This is a genomic window from Caldimonas caldifontis (assembly GCF_002930615.1).
Lineage (GTDB): Bacteria > Pseudomonadota > Gammaproteobacteria > Burkholderiales > Burkholderiaceae_C > Caldimonas > Caldimonas caldifontis.
The window spans coordinates 16,492-31,372 of the sequence record NZ_PSNX01000003.1 but is presented as its reverse complement, the minus strand read 5'-3'; the positions used below and the strand labels follow the sequence as shown (position 1 = coordinate 31,372).

Genomic DNA, 14,881 nt, shown 5'->3' with positions numbered 1-14,881 from the left:
GATGCGCCGGGTGCATCGGGTGGTGCTGTGGGCTGCGGTGGCGCTGTGCGCCCCGGCGGTGTCTGCGGCCGAACTGCGCGTGAACGTGGGCGACGCCTCGGGCCGCGCGCTCGACGACGCCGTGGTCGCCCTGCTGCCGCAGGGCGCGCCACCGCCCTTGCCGGCGGGCACGCAGGCCGTGATCGAACAGCGTGCGCGTCAGTTCCTGCCACGGGTGACCGTGGTGCAGACGGGCACGGCGGTGCAGTTCCCCAACCACGACACCGTGCGCCACCACGTCTATTCCTTCTCGCCCATCAGGCCCTTCGAGATCAAGCTCTATGTGGGCACACCCGCGCAGCCGGTGGTGTTCGACAGGCCGGGTACGGCAGTGCTGGGCTGCAACATCCACGACAACATGGTGGCCTGGGTGCATGTGGTGGACACCCCGTGGTTTGCCCTCACCCGTGACGGCGTGGCACGCATTACAGACGCGCCTGCGGGCGCCTACCAGCTGCAGGTGTGGCACCCGCGCTGGCCCGAGGGCCGCGCCCCGCATCGCCAGCCGGTGGTGCTGGATGCTCGCGGTGCCGAGGTGTCGGTGAAACTCGAGGTGGCGCCCTGATGGCCGCAGCACCTGCTGCCCGTACGCTGGCCGGATGGCTGTCGCGGCGCCTGAGCCGGCGCATCGTTGCGCTGTTCCTCGGGCTGCTGCTGGTGGTGCAGGGCCTGAGCTTCCTCGCCACGCGCGAGAGCGTCTCGCGCAACGCCCGCGAGCAGATCGCGCAGGAACTGCAGCTGGGCGAACGTGTGTTCCGCCGCCTGCTCACCCAGAACGCCCAGAAGCTCAGTGACGGCGCGACGCTGCTGGCCGCCGACTATGGCTTCCGCTCGGCCGTGGCCACCAACGACACCGACACCATCGGCTCGGTACTGCTCAACCATGGCGAGCGCATCGGGGCGTCGATCGCTCTGCTGCTGGACACCCGCTTTGCCCTGCGCGCGGCCGGCCAGCGCGATGCGGCGGACCTGATGCCGGCCGTGCACCGCCTGGCCGAACGCACCGCCTTTGGCATGAGCCAGCGCCCGGCCAGCGAAATCGTGGCCCTGGGCGGGCACGCCTACCAGCTCGTGATGGTGCCTCTGCGCGCGCCCTTGGTGATCGGCTGGGTGGTGATGGGCTTCGACATCGGCCCCTCGCTGGTGAACGACATGCGTGAGGTCACCGCCTTGCAGGCGACCCTGCTGGTGCGCCCCGACGACGCCGGCACACCGCGCATCGGCGCCACGACGCTGGAGGCCGATCAGGCCGCCTGGCTGGCCGCCATGGACTGGGGGGGCGATGGCCTGACGGCGGTGCAGCGTGCCGCCTTGAGGGTGGACGGGGAGGAGTTCGGTGCGCGCATGTTCGTCCTCAACCCGGACGACGGCGGCAGCGTGCGCACGGTGCTGATGCGTTCGGTCGATGAGGCGGTCGCGCCGTACCGGCAACTTCAGCTCGTGATGGCGCTGCTCACCGTGCTGGGCGTCGCGGTGTTCGCCGCGGGCAGCGTCTTCACCGCGCGGCGCATCACCACGCCCGTGCGCGCCCTCGTGCGTGCCGCCGAACGCCTGGGCGAGGGCGACTACCAATCCCCCGTGCAGGTGCGCAGCGCCGACGAGATCGGTGAGCTGGCCCAGGCTTTCGAGCGCATGCGTGTGAACGTGGATACCCAGCAGCGCGAGATCACCCGCCTGGCCTACTGGGACAGCCTGACCGGGCTGCCCAATCGCGCCCAGTTCCGCGTCTCGGCCGCCGCGGCCCTGGCCGAAGCGCGCACGCCCCCCATCCTCCACCCGGACGATCGTCGTGAAGGCTCGCCCGGGCATGTGTCGGTGCTGATGCTGGACATGGACCGCTTCAAGCACGTGAACGACGTGATGGGCTACGAGGTTGGCGACCGCATGCTGCAGCAGGTGGGGCAGCGCCTGGGGCAGGTGTGCGTGCGCCAGGGTGACCTGGTGGCACGCCTGAGCGGCGACGAGTTCGCCGTGCTGCTGCCGGCCACCGACACGCGCGATGCGTTGCGGGTGGCCGAGCGCGTGGCGGCCGCCTTCGAGGCGCCGCTGGTGCTCGATGACCAGACCATCGACCTGCGCGCCAGCATCGGCGTGGCCACCAGCCCCGCCCATGCCCAGGACGCCGACACCCTGCTGAACCGCGCCGAGGTGGCCATGTACGCCGCCAAGCGGCGCGGCGCCGGGGCCCTGGCCTACGACCCGGCCTTCGATTCGGGCAGTGCGCGCACCATCTCCCTGCTCAGCGGCCTGCGCCACGCGGTGGACCACCACGAACTGCGCCTGGTGCTGCAGCCCAAGGTGGCCCTCCACACCGGCCACGTCGAGGGTGCCGAGGCCCTGGTGCGCTGGCAGCATCCCCAGCGCGGCCCGGTGCCGCCGATGGAGTTCATTCCCTTCGCCGAGCAGACCGGCTTCATTCGCACGCTGACCGCCTGGATCCTCGACGAATGCCTGCACACCTGGCGCGCGCTGGCGTCGCAAGGCCTGGCCATGCCCCTGTCGGTGAACCTGTCCACGCGTGACCTGATGGACCTGGAGTTGCCACAGAAATTCGAGGCGCTGCTGCAGCGCCATGGGGCACCGTCGGAGGCCCTGTGCCTGGAGATCACCGAAAGCGCCATCATGGACGACCCGGCGCGCGCCCAGCAGACGCTGGAGCGCCTGCACGAGATGGGCCTGCGCCTGGCCATCGACGACTTCGGCACGGGCTACTCCTCGCTGGCCTACCTCAAGCGGCTGCCCGTGCAGGAACTCAAGATCGACAAGTCCTTCGTGATGCAGATGGAGCGCGACAGCGACGATGCCAAGATCGTGCGCTCCACGGTGGACCTGGCGCACAACCTCGGCCTGTCGGTGGTGGCCGAAGGCGTCGAAACGCCGTCGCACTGGCGCACGCTGCGGGGCCTGGATTGCGACCTGGCGCAGGGCTACCTCATCGCCCGCCCCCTGCCCTCCGACGCATTCGCCGCCTGGGTCCGGCGGTGGACCGAACACGACGCGCGGGTGCTGCAGGAGGCGCCCACCACCCTGCTCTGAGGTTGCGAGGGGCTTGACAGACATCAAGCCCAGCCGCGGCCGCTGATTCCAGAATGGCCTGGGCAGATCGACACGGACCGCTCGGCTCCGGGGTCTGCCACCCTGGAAGGAACTCGCATGGACGCCTGCTTTTCCCACATCCTGGTGGCCACCGACGGCTCCGAGCGTGCCGACAAGGCCCTCGCCCTGGCGGTCAAGATGGCCCGCGAACGCCCCGGCACCCGCCTGAGCGCCATCCTGGTGGTGCACGACTTTTCCACGGCGGACTTCCTGGAGGTGGTGTCCACGATGCGCACCGATTTCGAGCAACTGCGCCAGCAGCTGGCCGACAAGGGCCGTGAACGCCTGTTCGGCTTGCTGCGGCCTCACGCCGTGGCCCTGCCCATCGACCCCATCGTGGAGGTGAGCGACGCGCCGCACGCGGCCATCCTGGCGACGGCGCGCCGCCTCGGGGCCGATCTCATCGTGATGGCCTCGCGCGGCCATGGGCCGGCGGCATCGGCCCTGCTGGGCAGCCAGACGCAGAAGGTGCTGGCCGAAGCCGACGTGCCGGTGCTGGTGGTGCGCTGAGCCTAGCGCCGGCGCAGCGCCGGCAAGAGGCGCTCGTGCTCGGGCAACTGGGCCTGGCCGTCCATCTCCAGGGCCACCTGGGTGCACACCGCGCGGCACAGGGAGGCCGCGCGCTCGCTCACGACGCGGTAGAACACCTGTGTTCCCTCGCGCCGCCGGCCGAGGATGCCGGCACGATAGAGCGTGCCCAGGTGCTGGGACAGGTTGGGCTGGGTGGTGTCGATCTCCTGCAGGAGTTCGCTGACGTTCTTCTCCTGGTTGCAAAGCGCGCTGATCAGGCGCAGCCGCACCGGGGTGGACAACAGCGCAAACAACTCCGCCGCAGAATCAAAGACGTGGTCGGCTTCGGTGGTGAGTGTCACGGCAGGACCCAAGAACGCATCGCCTCACATCATAGCCTGGGGCGACCACGAAATGGTCCATGCCGATGCAGCGATGGAACACGGCGGGTCGGCTGCAGCAGGGCTTTCAGCGCAGCGCTTCCTGCTCCATCAGGAGGTAGGTGTTGTAGGCGTTCATGCGGTTGGCCACACCGAAAAGCGGCATCCGCTCGAATCGCGACCAGTCGGTGCGCGCGTAGGCCTCGTCGAAAGGTTCGAGGTTGCGGGCAGCCTGCCCCATGGCTTCGCGCAGAAAGCTCAGGTAGTCGCGCGTGAGGCGCAGGTCTTCCGTGGCCTGCTCCGAGTGGGGCCCGTGGCCGGGCACCACCACACGGGGCGAGGACAGCAGCATCTTGTCCAGCGAAGCGATCCAATGCCGGCTGTCGGCCTGCCCCACGAAGGGGATGCGTCCGCGAAAGACCAGGTCACCGGCGAACACCACCCCTTCCTGGGGCACGTCGATGATGAGATCTTCGGGCGTGTGCGCCGGCCCGACGGCACGCAGCAGGAAGCGGGTTCCCCCCACGACCAGTTCCGTGTCGCCATCGATCCAGTCGGTGGCTTCGACGAGCCGGGTGTCTTCGTCGATCCAGGGGGCCAGGTCGGTACGGCTGGCCTGCAGGCGCAGTCTCGCCGTGTCGGAGGCGAGGTATTCCCGGGCGGCGCGATGGGCCACGATGCGGGCGCCGGCATCGCGAAAGACCTGCAGCCCGTAGATGTGGTCGGCGTGGTAGTGCGTCACGATCACGTGGGTGATGCGCTGGGGCGTGAGGCGGCCGATGGCGTCGAGCAGGGCCTGCGCCAGTGCGGGAGAGCCCAGCGCGTCGATCACGACCACCCCGGCCTCGGTGATGACGAACCCCGCATTGGAGATGAAGTTGCGGTTCTCGGGCGAACCCAGGGCCGACACCCCTTGCACGAAATAGCTGTGTGCGGCCACCTGCTGGGGGCGCATCGGCGGGCCGGCCTCGGTGGGCGTGCTGGCACATCCGGCCATGAGCAGCATCAGACCGAGGGCGGCGATCGCAGCGCATCGCACCGCGGCGCGGTGGAAGGGGGGGGCCATAGCGTGCATCACGGGGCCGCCCGCTTCATGCCAGGCCCGGGTTGCCCTGCATGCCGATCAGCCGCGGCACGTTGGGCTTGCGCGGCGTGACACGGGGGTGGGCCTTGAACCAGGTCTCCAGCACGTCCCAGACCATCTTGTGACCGGCAGACTTCGCCTCTTCGGACACCGGGGCCCAGCCGGCCACCCGATAGGTCTTGCCTGGATCGATGGGCTGGCCGTTCAGGCGCATGTCCTGCACACGCCGGCCCATGCTCTCCAGCGGCGCGCAGGCGTAGGTGAGCCCACCCACCCGCACCATGTCGCCGCCTTGCTGGTAGTACGGGTCCGGGTTGAACAGGTTGTCGCACACGTCCTCGAGGACGGTCTTGATCATCTCGCCGCTCATCTCGGTGACAGTGGCGTAAGAATAGGTCGTGGCCACCTGGTCCATCATCAGCTCGCGGGTGATGGTGTCGCCCGGCAGCAGCGTGCTGCCCCAGCGGAAGCCCGGGGAGAAGGCGATCTGCGCATCCTGCACCTCCATCAGCGCGTCGCAGATGAGCTGGTCCCAGGTGCCGTTGAAATTACCGCGGCGGTAGAGCAAGCCGTCCGTGACGGCAAGCTTCTCGCTCAGCTTCGCCTGGTGCGGCGCGCGCAGACGCTGGATCAGCGCGGACATCTCGGCGTCAGGGGTGAGCTGGTTGGCGAACACGGGCAGCAGCTTGTAGCGCCAATCGGCCACCTTGCCGTTCTTCACCTCGAAATCGAGCACGCCCAGGAACTTGCCGTTGCTGCCGGCGTTGGTGACGAGCGTCTTGCCGCCCGGGTTGTCCACGAGCACCGGCACGGGCACGCCGTCGTGCGTGTGCCCACCGAGGATGGCATCGACGCCGCGCACGCGCGAGGCCATCTTCAGATCCACGTCCATCCCGTTGTGCGACAGCACGACGACGACCTGCGCGCCCTTGCCCCGGGCCTCGTCCACCATCTGCTGCAGGTTGTCGTCCTGGATGCCGAAGGTCCAGTCGGCCACCATGTAACGGGGGTTCGCAATGGGTGTGTAGGGAAAGGCCTGGCCGATGATGGCGCAGGGCACGCCATTGATCTCGCGCAGCGTGTAGGGCTTGAACACCGGGTCGCCGAAATCGGCGGTCTTGACGTTCTGCGCCAGGAACTCGATCTTGCCGGCGAAGTCGTTCTTGACGATCTCCTGCACCCGTTCCTGGCCGTACGTGAACTCCCAGTGGCCGGTCATGATGTCCACGCCCAGCAGCTTGCAGGCCTCGACCATGTCCTGCCCGTTCGTCCACAGCGACACCGCCGAACCTTGCCAGGTGTCTCCACCGTCGAGCAACAAGGCGCCTGGCCGAGTGGCCTTCAGGCGTTTGACGAGGGTGGCCAGCTGCGCGAAGCCCCCGACCTTGCCATAGCGTCGCGCGGCCTTTTCAAAGTCCAGGAAGGTGTAGGCATGGGCCAGTGCCGTGCCCGGGCGAACGCCGGCCTGGCGCAGCAGGTGCTCGCCCACCAGGTGGGGGGTGCGCCCGGCCATGGCGCCCACGCCAAGGTTCACGCTGGGTTCGCGGAAGTGGATGGGCAGCAGCTGCGCATGGCAGTCGGTCATGTGCAGGAAGGACACATTGCCGAAGCGAGGCAGGTCGTACAAGCCTTTCTCGGCCGTGGCTGCATCGGCATGCGCATAGCGGCCCAATGGCATGCCTGCAGCAGCGGCAATCCCCAGGATGCGAATGAACTCTCGCTTGGACAGGCTCATGGTTCAGAGATCACTGATATTTGCGTCGAAACAAAGGCCCGCATGAGGCGGGCCTGAGATCGATCACTTGTTGACGGGGGAGTTCGGGTCGAGCAGCAAGGCCATCACGTGCTGGATCTGCTGTTCGGTCAGGATGCCCGCATGGCCGGCTCGGGGCATGCCCGAGCAAGCGTTGTAGGCCTTGGCGTTCCAGATCTTGCCCCAGGTGTACTCGACGATGGGCCTGGCTGCCGGGCTGTCGGGATCACTCACGCCGCGCAGCTTGCCGTAGTGATACAGGCTCGGTCCGAGCGTGCCGAAGGAGATCTCCTCCTTGCTGATCTGGTGGCAGTTGTAGCAATTGCCGCCGTTGGTGGTGCCGGGCTGGTCGGTCCAGGTGCCGCCGCGGCCGCTCTGGGCGATCTTCTCGCCTTCGCGCCAGTCGCCCAGGAACTTGCCGTTGCTCGGCCACTTGACCGTCTTGAGGTTGGCTTCTTCGATGGCCTTGGCACGCGCCGGATCGAGCGGCTTACCCTGAGCTTGCGCCTGGGAGCACTCGCGGTTGGAGTCGTCCTGCTCCAGCCACGACACCTTGGCCATGCCCTGGTCGCGGAACGACGACTTCAGGATGTCGGCCGTGAGCCGATCGTAGTCCACCCCCCCCGTGGTGGCGCAGCTGGCCACGATGAGGCACACACCCAGGATCCCGGGCTTCAGAAATTGCGATGTTTTCACGACGCCTCCTCTTCAGCGCTTGATCGACGGCGCGATGTTCTCGGCGCCCTTGGCATTGACGCCCATGTAGGACGCCAGGGCAATGGTGGCGTCAGAGGCAAAGCCCGGGTAGGGAAAGCGCTGCTGGCGGAAGCAGTCGTTCAGACGGCGCTGCATGCCCCAGAGCTGCCCGGCGGAGACGCGGTAGGCGGGCCAGGCGGCATAGCCCACGCCGTCACCCGGGTTCTTGGTGAGGTTGGGCAGGTCCTGCAGACGGATGCGCTTGCCCTCCTCGCCATGGCAGGAGGCGCAGGCGAAGTCGTAAGGGCCGGCCCGGTAGAAGAACAGGCGCTTGCCCACCTCGTACATCTTCTTTTCTTCCGCGTGGGCGATCGGCACGTTGAAGCGCAGGCCCTTCGATTCGGCGGCGATCCACGCCACCAGGGCTTCCAGGGTGTTCTGCTCGCCGCGCCCGAACGGGGTCTTGGCGATCTCGGCAGCGTCAAACCCCTGGAGGGTCTCCATGCAGGTCAGCAGCCGCGACTCGAGGTCTTGCACGCGGCCGGTGTCCGCGAAGTAGCGCGGCAGCTCGACGAACGCGCCCTTGACCACGCCCGGCCCCTTGCCGAGATCGCATTTCTCGAGCGTGGCCTTCTTCGGGCCGCGAGCCTGTTTCCACAGGTCCTCGCCTTTGGCTTCGAACAGTTCGGCCGGGTTGCCGTCGGCGAGCATGGCGCGGTACTCGGCGATGCCGTCCGCCGTGCTTTTGGCCTGAGCCCATGCCGCCGAGGTGGCGGCCAGGGCGATCAGGCTGATGAGGGATGCTCGAATCATGGTCTCCTCACTTGTCGTTGTGATTTTCGGATGCGGGCGGGGCATCCGCCCGTCTCAGCGCCCGCCCCAGGGCGGGTGGGCAACTCAGGACACCGTCGCCTCGTCGGTGCGGGTGTCGCCCCGGTTGTCAACCCAGGTGATGGAAATCTTGTCGCCGGCCTTGGCGCCTTTCACGACGAACTGCATGAACGGGTTCTTGGAAACGGCCGGGCCCCACTGGGCGGTCATCACCACCTTGTCGTTGTGCTTGGCCGTCACGTCCTGGATGAACCAGGCCGGGATGACCTTGCCGCTGGCGTCCTTGCGTTGGCCGGTCTCCATCTCGTGGCTCATGAGAACGCGCACGGTGGCCTTGTCACCGGCGGCTTGGGCGCGAATGCGCATTGGATCTGCCATGATGCTTGACTCCTGGAAATTCGATCGGAAAGGTGTGGACAGGCTCAGCCGCCGCAGCCGCCGAGCGTGACCTTGATCTCCTTGTGCCCGTAGAGCACGCGGCCATCGTTCATCACCGCCACGGCAAACACGTCGGAGGACTGGCCCATCTTCACGCGGGTGGACACGGCCGGGTCCACCGCGTCACTGAAGTCGAACAGGGCGGCCAGCATGTTCGGGTTCTTCTCGACCAGCAGCATCATGCGCTTGACGCCCGGCAGCGTGGTCGCAGCGCCCAGCGGCACCACGGCGCCGTTCTCGGCGATGTCGGGGCCGGTGACGGTGATGTCCTTGCTCTCGGTGGGCGTGGCCAGACCCAGCGCCTTGGTCAGCTCGGCCATCGACTTGGCTTCGAAAGCGGCCTTCGCGTAACCCCCTTGCGCGAAGGCGGTGCCGGGCCACACGCCGGCGGCGGCCATCAGCGAGGCCACCGCGGCGCTGCGCTTGAGCATCTGTCTGCGAGTGTGCATGTTCAACTCCTTGATAAGTGCATGCTAATAAGCAAGAGTGGCCGCGACATTCGTGGCATCCCTAACCTTCGTCATGGTTTCGGGGCGCCTTTTGCGAGCCATTGGGCGATCGACCGGGCGTCAGATTCTGGCAGCGCCTGCGCTGGCATGGGGATGGCGCCCCAAACACCCACACCGCCAGCCTTGATCCTTCCGGCCAGGTAGTCCAGGGCATCGGGCTTTCCGGCGTACTTGCCAGCGATGTCCTTGAAGGAGGGGCCCACCAGCTTGTTCTCCATGCCGTGGCAGGCCACACAGGTGAACTTTTGTGTCAGGGCCACTGCCGAGCGGGCGTCCACGTCGGCGGTGGTGGCCGCCGCGGGCACGGCGCGCGCCCCCGGCGCTTCGGACGTCTGGCGCACCGTCACGGCGCCTCGTTGCGGGCCGACCAGCCGATTCTGGTCAGCAAGGTTGCCGTGCGCATCGCGCGCATGGTCAGGCAGGTAGGAGGACACCTTGGTTTCGGCCGGACACTGGCGCATGCACGATGAACCCTGAACGTCGGGGCGGGAGGTGCCCGAGAACTCGTTGCCGGGCCACATCGCATGGGCAGTGGTCATGCCATTGCGGTTGGGCATGCGCTGCTGCACCTGAGCGATGTTGCGGTCGCTCAGCACGAAATCGTCTTCGACGACGCCGGCAAGGTTGAGCAGGAACGCTGTCACTGCATACACCTCTTCCACCGACAGCGATTTCGGCTGGGTCCACGGCATCGCACGGTTGATGTAGTCCCACAGCGTCGAGATCTGCGACGCCTTCATCATCGTGGTGCGGCCGGGGAAGCCCTGATCCGTCAGGCGTGCCACCCGGCCGGTGGCGATGTCCTCCTTCGACGTGCCGCCCACCAGCGGAGCAAACACCTCGTTGGAGTCCCCGAAGATGCCGTGACAGGAGGCGCATTTGGCTTCCCAGACATCCTGACCCTTGGCCACCGAACCCGAGCCCGCCGGCAGGCCCGCAAAGTCAGGCCGTACATCGATGTCCCAGGCCTTGATCTCCAAGGGTGTGGCGGTGCGTCCGATACCGGGGAATCGTTCGCCCTGGGCCCAGACCGGGGCTGAGAGGACGCCCGCTGCGAGCGCGCTCAGCGTGGCGCGCAGGAGGGTGCGGTACATGCGCAGATCACGAAAGCTGGACATTCTTCACCTCGCCGTCTTCGCCCACGAGCCAGCTCTGGATCGCGTTGTTGTGATAGATCGAGCGGCTGCCGCGCACCGCCCGCAGCTGGGCATAGGTGCCCTGCACGTGACCCGTCTCGTCGGTCGCGCGGCTTTGCACGATGGCTGGTTTGCCGTCCCACACCCAGTCGAGGTTGAAGCGTGTGAGGCACTTGCTCAGCACGGGTGTCTCCAACCGAGCCTGGCGCCAGTTGCGCCCGCCATCCACCGACACGTCCACCCTGGTGATCTTGCCGCGGCCCGACCACGCCAGCCCGCTGATGTTGTAGAAGCCCTTGTCGAGCAGAACCTGCCCTCCCGAGGGGGTGGTGACCACGCTCTTGACCTCCTGGATGCTCGTGTACTGGCGGTGCAGGCCGTTGGGCATCAGATCGACGTAATGCAGCACCTCATCCTTGGTGCCGTAGGGCTGATCTCCCAGCTCGATGCGGCGCAGGTACTTCACCCAGCTCACTCCCTGCACCCCCGGGACCACCAGGCGCAGCGGGTAGCCGTTCTCGGGGCGCAGCATCTCGCCGTTCTGGCCGTAGGCCACCAGCACCTCGCCGCTTTCGATGAGACTCATCGGGATGGTGCGGGTCATCGACGAGCCATCGCCACCTTCGGCCAGCACGAAGCGCCCGCGCTTGAAGTCGGCGCCGCACATCTCCAGGAGGGTGCGCAGCGGCACGCCGGTGAACTCGCTGCAGCTGATCATGCCGTGCGTGTACTGCACCGTGGGGACGGCCACGTTCCCCCACTCCATGCCGGTGTTTGCCCCGCACTCGATGAAGTGGAAGCGCGACACGCTGGGCAGGCGCATCAGCTCGTCCATCGTGAAGACCATGGGGCGCTTGAGCATCTTCGCGTCCGAGCCGTTCACCATCAGGCGATGCTTGCTCGGGTCGATGTCCCACCAGCCCTGATGATGGCGTTCGAAATGCACCCCGCTGGGGGTGATGATGCCGAACAGCGACTGCAGCGGCGCGAAGGACACCGAGGCCTGCGTCGTCTGCGTGAGGCCAGGACTCTGGCGGCGCTGCACGTTCGCTTCGTACTTCGAGGGCTTGCCGTAGCCATCGGTGACCACGGGCTGACCCAGCCCCGTGGTGTGCTCGGGCAGCTGAAGGATGTTGGGGTCACCGCCCGTGGCCGGGACGGGGTTGGCCTGTGCCAGCGCTGCCGGCACAGCGGCCCCGGTGGCTGCGGCGGCGAAGGCAGCGCGGATGAAATCGCGTCGCCCCTGCTTCGCTTCGGAGCGAACAGCGCGAATGCCCTGCGGGTCCAGAAAATTCTCCGGCGCCTTGCGCAGGCGTCCTGAAGCTTGGGGGTCTCGGTCCACGGGATCTCCTGGGAAATCGACGAAGGGGAATCAGCGGCCGCCTGACGGCGCCGGCATGCCGATGGCCACATCGGTGCACAGCGTGCGGCACAGGCTCGCCACACGCTGGTCGCCGAGCCGGTAATACACCTGAGCACCTTCGCGTCTGCGGGCCAGCACACCGGCCCGGTACAGCGTTGCAAGGTGCTGCGACATGTTCGATTGCGAGGCATCCACCCGTTCGAGCAACTGCGAGACATTGCGCTCGCCCTGGCAGAGCTCGCTGATGATGCGCAGCCGGATGGGCGCCGCCATCAGACCGAACAGCTCGGCCGCCTTCTCGAAGACAAGAAGGGCTTCCTGCTGGTCGGCGGCGGTGGATGATTCGATCATGCTCATATAAGTGAATTCAAATATATGAGTTCGATCATGTTTTGACCTTTGGGGAAAACGAGGAGAGTTGTCAGGCAGTGCACAGATCGCGCGTGCAGACGTGCTGCGTTGCACCATCGAAGCCGGGCGTGTGCGGCCGCGAACGCACAGGCTGCCGATGCCTCTGGTGGGCGTGCTCCGAGAGGACTCGCGCCCGTGTCCGGACCAGGGTTGGGCGTTGTCGAGCGAGCCGGCCCGAGGGCCGTCGCCGTCAGCTCAGGAGCGAGTGCAGCGCCTGTGCCAGCAGGCCGGCGATGGAGACAGCATTGGTGGTGTGGGGCACGCTGTCGGTGCTCCAGACCTGGCCCACACCGGCGGCCTGCAGGCGGGCCAGCGCATCGTCCACCAGCAGGGCATGGGTCACCGCGGCGTCCACCGAGGCCGCGCCGCGCGCCAGGGCCTCGCGCGCGGCTTCCACCAGCGTGTGGCCGGTGCTGGCCACGTCGTCCAGCAGCACCACCGGCCGCCCGCGCAGGTCCAGCCCCTCGGGCAGGGCCACCGCCACGTGCCGGTCGGCATGGCGCTGCTTGGTGCACGTCGCGTAGGCCAGCCCGGGCCGCTGCGCGGCGGCGCGCACCCATTGCAGCGCCTCCTCGTCCGGCCCCAGCAGCAGCGCGCCGCGACGCTGTGTCGCGACCCAGTCGCCCAGCAGCGGGGCGGCGGTGAGCGCCACGCCGCGGCGGCCGGGCAGCACCTCGTCGAGCGTGGCCACACGGTGCAGGTGCGGGTCCACGGTGACCACCGCATCGAACGCTGCCGCCAGCAGCCGGCCCACCTGGCGCTGACTCACCACCTCGCCGGGCGTGAAGGCCATGTCCTGGCGCATGTAGGCCAGGTAGGGGCTCACCAGCGTGAGCCGTCGCGCTCCCAGCTCGCGCGCCCCGCCGGCGGCCAGGAGCAGCTCGGTGAACTTCTCGTTGGGCTGCTGCAGCCCGCGCAGCAGCACGGTGTGCTCGGGCAGTTGCGGCGGCAGGCGCAGGCGCGACTCGCCGTCCGGGAAGCGGTGCCGGTCGATGAAGGCCAGCGGGCAGGCCAGTGCGTCGGCCAGGCGCTGCGCGAGCACGGCCTCGTCGTCGAAAGCCAGCAGCATCAGGAAGCCTCCCCTGTCGTGTTTTCATGGGCCGCGGTGTCGACCCGGCCCAGCGTGTAGCCGCTGCCGTCCAGTGCCATCCGTCGCGAGAACTCGAGGTCGGCCTCAAACTGTGCGTGCACCCGATACAGCGGCTGGCCCGCGCGCACCGTGTCGCCCAGCTTCACGAAGAGGTCCACGCCGGCGCCGCGCACCTGCGGCGCGCCGCTCAGCCGCGCGATGCGCGCCAGGCGCAGGTTGTCCACGCCCACCACCCCGCCGTCGGCGGGGGCCGTCACATCGAAGTGCAGCCGTCCCACGGCCAGCGGCTCGGCGCGCCGGCCCTGGGCGTCGATGATGGCGTTCATCTGCGCCAGCGCCCGGCCCGACTCCAGGATGTCGCGCGCGATGCGGTAGCCGTCACCACCGCGCACGTCGGGGTCGAACTCGATCATGCGGCCGGCCAGGCGCAGCGCCTTCTGGCGCAGGTCCTGCGGCGCCCCGGGTTCATTGGCCAGCACCTGCATCACGTCACGTGCTTCCAGCACCGGGCCGATGCCGCGGCCGATGGGCTGGCGCCCGTCGGTGATCACCGCATCCAGCTCCAGGCCCAGGCGCGTGGCCACGTACTCGAACAGGCGCTTGAGCCGCTGGGCCGAGGCCATGCTGCGCACCTTGGCCGTGGGCCCCACGGGGATGTCGAGCACCAGGTGGGTGGCGCCCGCGGCCACTTTCTTCGACAGGATGGAGGCCACCATCTGCCCGGGCGAATCGATGGCCAGCGGCCGCTCCACCGAAATCAGGATGTCGTCGGCCGGGCTCAGGTCGGCCGTGCCGCCCCAGGCCAGGCAGCCGTGGGTGGCGCGCACGATCTCCTTCAGGCGCTCCATCGGCAGCTCCACCTCGGCCAGCACTTCCATGGTGTCGGCCGTGCCGGCCGGCGAGGTGATCGCACGCGACGAGGTCTTGGGGCACAGCATGCCGTGCGCCGCCACGATGGGCACCACCAGCATCGAGGTTCGGTTGCCCGGGATGCCGCCGATGCAGTGCTTGTCCACCACCGGCCCGGCGCCCACCTCGCGCTGCCAGTCGATGCGCTGGCCCGAGACGATCATCGCCTCGGTGAGGTGCAGCACCTCGTCGCGGTCGAGCTCGAACTGGTTGGTGGCCACCACGAAGGCGGCCAGTTCGATCTTGGAATAGCGCCCGGCCGCGATGTCCTGCACGATGGCCCGCAGGTCGTCTCGTTCCAGCCGCTCGCCGGCGATCTTGCGGTGCAGCGCCGCGATCGACGGCGGCGGCTCCGCCTGCTCGATGCGCGCCGGATGCCCTGGCGCCACGCCCAGGCGCCGGAAGGCCTCTTCGCTCAGCCCCAGCTCGCGCGGCGCGCAGATGGCTTCGTCGTCCACCACATTGAGCACCGCGATCAGCGTCTGCCCATTGGCCTGCACCTTCACCTTGGCCAGCGCCTGGAAGCCCGCCGCGCGCACGACCGGGCACTCGCGGTGCAGGAACACCACGCTTTCGCGCCAGGTGTCGATGCCCACGCGGCGGATGGGCAGGGTGGGGGTGGTCATGGAGCAACAG

At 68.3% G+C, this 14,881-nt stretch carries 15 protein-coding genes; 3 read left to right on the top strand and 12 right to left on the bottom strand.

The window, feature by feature from the left end:
* Position 1 precedes the first annotated feature (1 nt).
* The 3 genes from C1704_RS03395 to C1704_RS03385 all read left to right on the top strand — a co-directional run bounded on the left by C1704_RS03395 (position 2) and on the right by C1704_RS03385 (position 3,645).
* Positions 2-604 (top strand): methylamine utilization protein, encoded by a 603-nt coding sequence (locus C1704_RS03395; protein ID WP_211286817.1) that lies wholly within the window; start codon positions 2-4, stop codon positions 602-604.
* Complete coding sequence (locus C1704_RS03390) at positions 604-3,075, top strand: putative bifunctional diguanylate cyclase/phosphodiesterase (protein ID WP_104301014.1); 2,472 nt, start codon at positions 604-606, stop codon at positions 3,073-3,075. Before C1704_RS03395 ends, C1704_RS03390 begins: the two co-directional genes overlap by 1 nt.
* 117 nt (positions 3,076-3,192) lie before the next feature.
* Positions 3,193-3,645, top strand: a complete 453-nt coding sequence (locus C1704_RS03385) for a universal stress protein (protein WP_104301012.1) — start codon at positions 3,193-3,195, stop codon at positions 3,643-3,645.
* Positions 3,646-3,647: 2 nt separating this feature from the next.
* On the opposite strand, the gene C1704_RS03380 is transcribed toward C1704_RS03385, so the two are convergent.
* The 12 genes from C1704_RS03380 to C1704_RS03325 all read right to left on the bottom strand — a co-directional run bounded on the left by C1704_RS03380 (position 3,648) and on the right by C1704_RS03325 (position 14,871).
* The gene (locus tag C1704_RS03380) at positions 3,648-4,007 is read right to left on the bottom strand and encodes an ArsR/SmtB family transcription factor (protein ID WP_104301010.1); all 360 of its coding nucleotides are present in this window, start codon (positions 4,005-4,007) and stop codon (positions 3,648-3,650) included.
* Between the two features lie 106 nt (positions 4,008-4,113).
* Positions 4,114-5,091: an MBL fold metallo-hydrolase gene (locus tag C1704_RS03375; protein ID WP_419186777.1), complete on the bottom strand. Its 978-nt coding sequence runs from the start codon at positions 5,089-5,091 to the stop codon at positions 4,114-4,116.
* Between the two features lie 25 nt (positions 5,092-5,116).
* Positions 5,117-6,844, bottom strand: coding sequence for a thiosulfohydrolase SoxB (gene soxB, locus C1704_RS03370; RefSeq protein WP_104301008.1), 1,728 nt, complete (start codon positions 6,842-6,844; stop codon positions 5,117-5,119).
* 63 nt (positions 6,845-6,907) lie between these two features.
* Complete coding sequence (soxX, locus tag C1704_RS03365; protein ID WP_245876362.1) at positions 6,908-7,558, bottom strand: sulfur oxidation c-type cytochrome SoxX; 651 nt, start codon at positions 7,556-7,558, stop codon at positions 6,908-6,910.
* A gap of 12 nt (positions 7,559-7,570) precedes the next feature.
* A complete protein-coding gene (soxA, locus tag C1704_RS03360) occupies positions 7,571-8,371 on the bottom strand; it encodes a sulfur oxidation c-type cytochrome SoxA (protein ID WP_104301006.1) in 801 nt (266 codons plus the stop codon).
* Between the two features lie 84 nt (positions 8,372-8,455).
* The gene (soxZ, locus tag C1704_RS03355) at positions 8,456-8,767 is read right to left on the bottom strand and encodes a thiosulfate oxidation carrier complex protein SoxZ (protein ID WP_211286816.1); all 312 of its coding nucleotides are present in this window, start codon (positions 8,765-8,767) and stop codon (positions 8,456-8,458) included.
* Between the two features lie 44 nt (positions 8,768-8,811).
* The gene (soxY, locus tag C1704_RS03350; protein WP_104301002.1) at positions 8,812-9,276 is read right to left on the bottom strand and encodes a thiosulfate oxidation carrier protein SoxY; all 465 of its coding nucleotides are present in this window, start codon (positions 9,274-9,276) and stop codon (positions 8,812-8,814) included.
* Between the two features lie 71 nt (positions 9,277-9,347).
* On the bottom strand, positions 9,348-10,454 hold the full coding sequence (locus C1704_RS03345; RefSeq protein WP_245876361.1) for a c-type cytochrome: 1,107 nt from the start codon (positions 10,452-10,454) through the stop codon (positions 9,348-9,350).
* Positions 10,438-11,814 carry a sulfite dehydrogenase gene (gene soxC / locus C1704_RS03340; RefSeq protein WP_104301000.1) on the bottom strand — a complete coding sequence of 459 codons (1,377 nt, stop codon included), beginning with the start codon at positions 11,812-11,814 and terminating at the stop codon, positions 10,438-10,440. The genes C1704_RS03345 and soxC overlap by 17 nt, the downstream gene beginning before the upstream one ends.
* Before the next feature lie 30 nt (positions 11,815-11,844).
* On the bottom strand, positions 11,845-12,192 hold the full coding sequence (locus C1704_RS03335) for an ArsR/SmtB family transcription factor (RefSeq protein WP_419186776.1): 348 nt from the start codon (positions 12,190-12,192) through the stop codon (positions 11,845-11,847).
* Between the two features lie 244 nt (positions 12,193-12,436).
* Positions 12,437-13,315, bottom strand: coding sequence for a ribose-phosphate diphosphokinase (locus C1704_RS03330; RefSeq protein WP_104300998.1), 879 nt, complete (start codon positions 13,313-13,315; stop codon positions 12,437-12,439).
* Positions 13,315-14,871 (bottom strand): thymidine phosphorylase family protein, encoded by a 1,557-nt coding sequence (locus C1704_RS03325; RefSeq protein WP_104300996.1) that lies wholly within the window; start codon positions 14,869-14,871, stop codon positions 13,315-13,317. The genes C1704_RS03330 and C1704_RS03325 overlap by 1 nt, the downstream gene beginning before the upstream one ends.
* Between the last annotated feature and the right edge of the window lie 10 nt (positions 14,872-14,881).

Coding starts and splice junctions, on each gene's coding strand:
- C1704_RS03395 (WP_211286817.1), top strand. CDS start 2: ATGCGCCGGGTGCATCGGGTGGTGCTGTGGGCTGCGGTGGCGCTGTGC.
- C1704_RS03390 (WP_104301014.1), top strand. CDS start 604: ATGGCCGCAGCACCTGCTGCCCGTACGCTGGCCGGATGGCTGTCGCGG.
- C1704_RS03385 (WP_104301012.1), top strand. CDS start 3,193: ATGGACGCCTGCTTTTCCCACATCCTGGTGGCCACCGACGGCTCCGAG.
- C1704_RS03375 (WP_419186777.1), bottom strand. CDS start 5,091: ATGGCCCCCCCCTTCCACCGCGCCGCGGTGCGATGCGCTGCGATCGCC.
- soxB (WP_104301008.1), bottom strand. CDS start 6,844: ATGAGCCTGTCCAAGCGAGAGTTCATTCGCATCCTGGGGATTGCCGCT.
- soxA (WP_104301006.1), bottom strand. CDS start 8,371: ATGATTCGAGCATCCCTCATCAGCCTGATCGCCCTGGCCGCCACCTCG.
- soxZ (WP_211286816.1), bottom strand. CDS start 8,767: ATGGCAGATCCAATGCGCATTCGCGCCCAAGCCGCCGGTGACAAGGCC.
- soxY (WP_104301002.1), bottom strand. CDS start 9,276: ATGCACACTCGCAGACAGATGCTCAAGCGCAGCGCCGCGGTGGCCTCG.
- C1704_RS03345 (WP_245876361.1), bottom strand. CDS start 10,454: ATGTCCAGCTTTCGTGATCTGCGCATGTACCGCACCCTCCTGCGCGCC.
- C1704_RS03335 (WP_419186776.1), bottom strand. CDS start 12,192: ATGAGCATGATCGAATCATCCACCGCCGCCGACCAGCAGGAAGCCCTT.
- C1704_RS03330 (WP_104300998.1), bottom strand. CDS start 13,315: ATGCTGCTGGCTTTCGACGACGAGGCCGTGCTCGCGCAGCGCCTGGCC.
- C1704_RS03325 (WP_104300996.1), bottom strand. CDS start 14,871: ATGACCACCCCCACCCTGCCCATCCGCCGCGTGGGCATCGACACCTGG.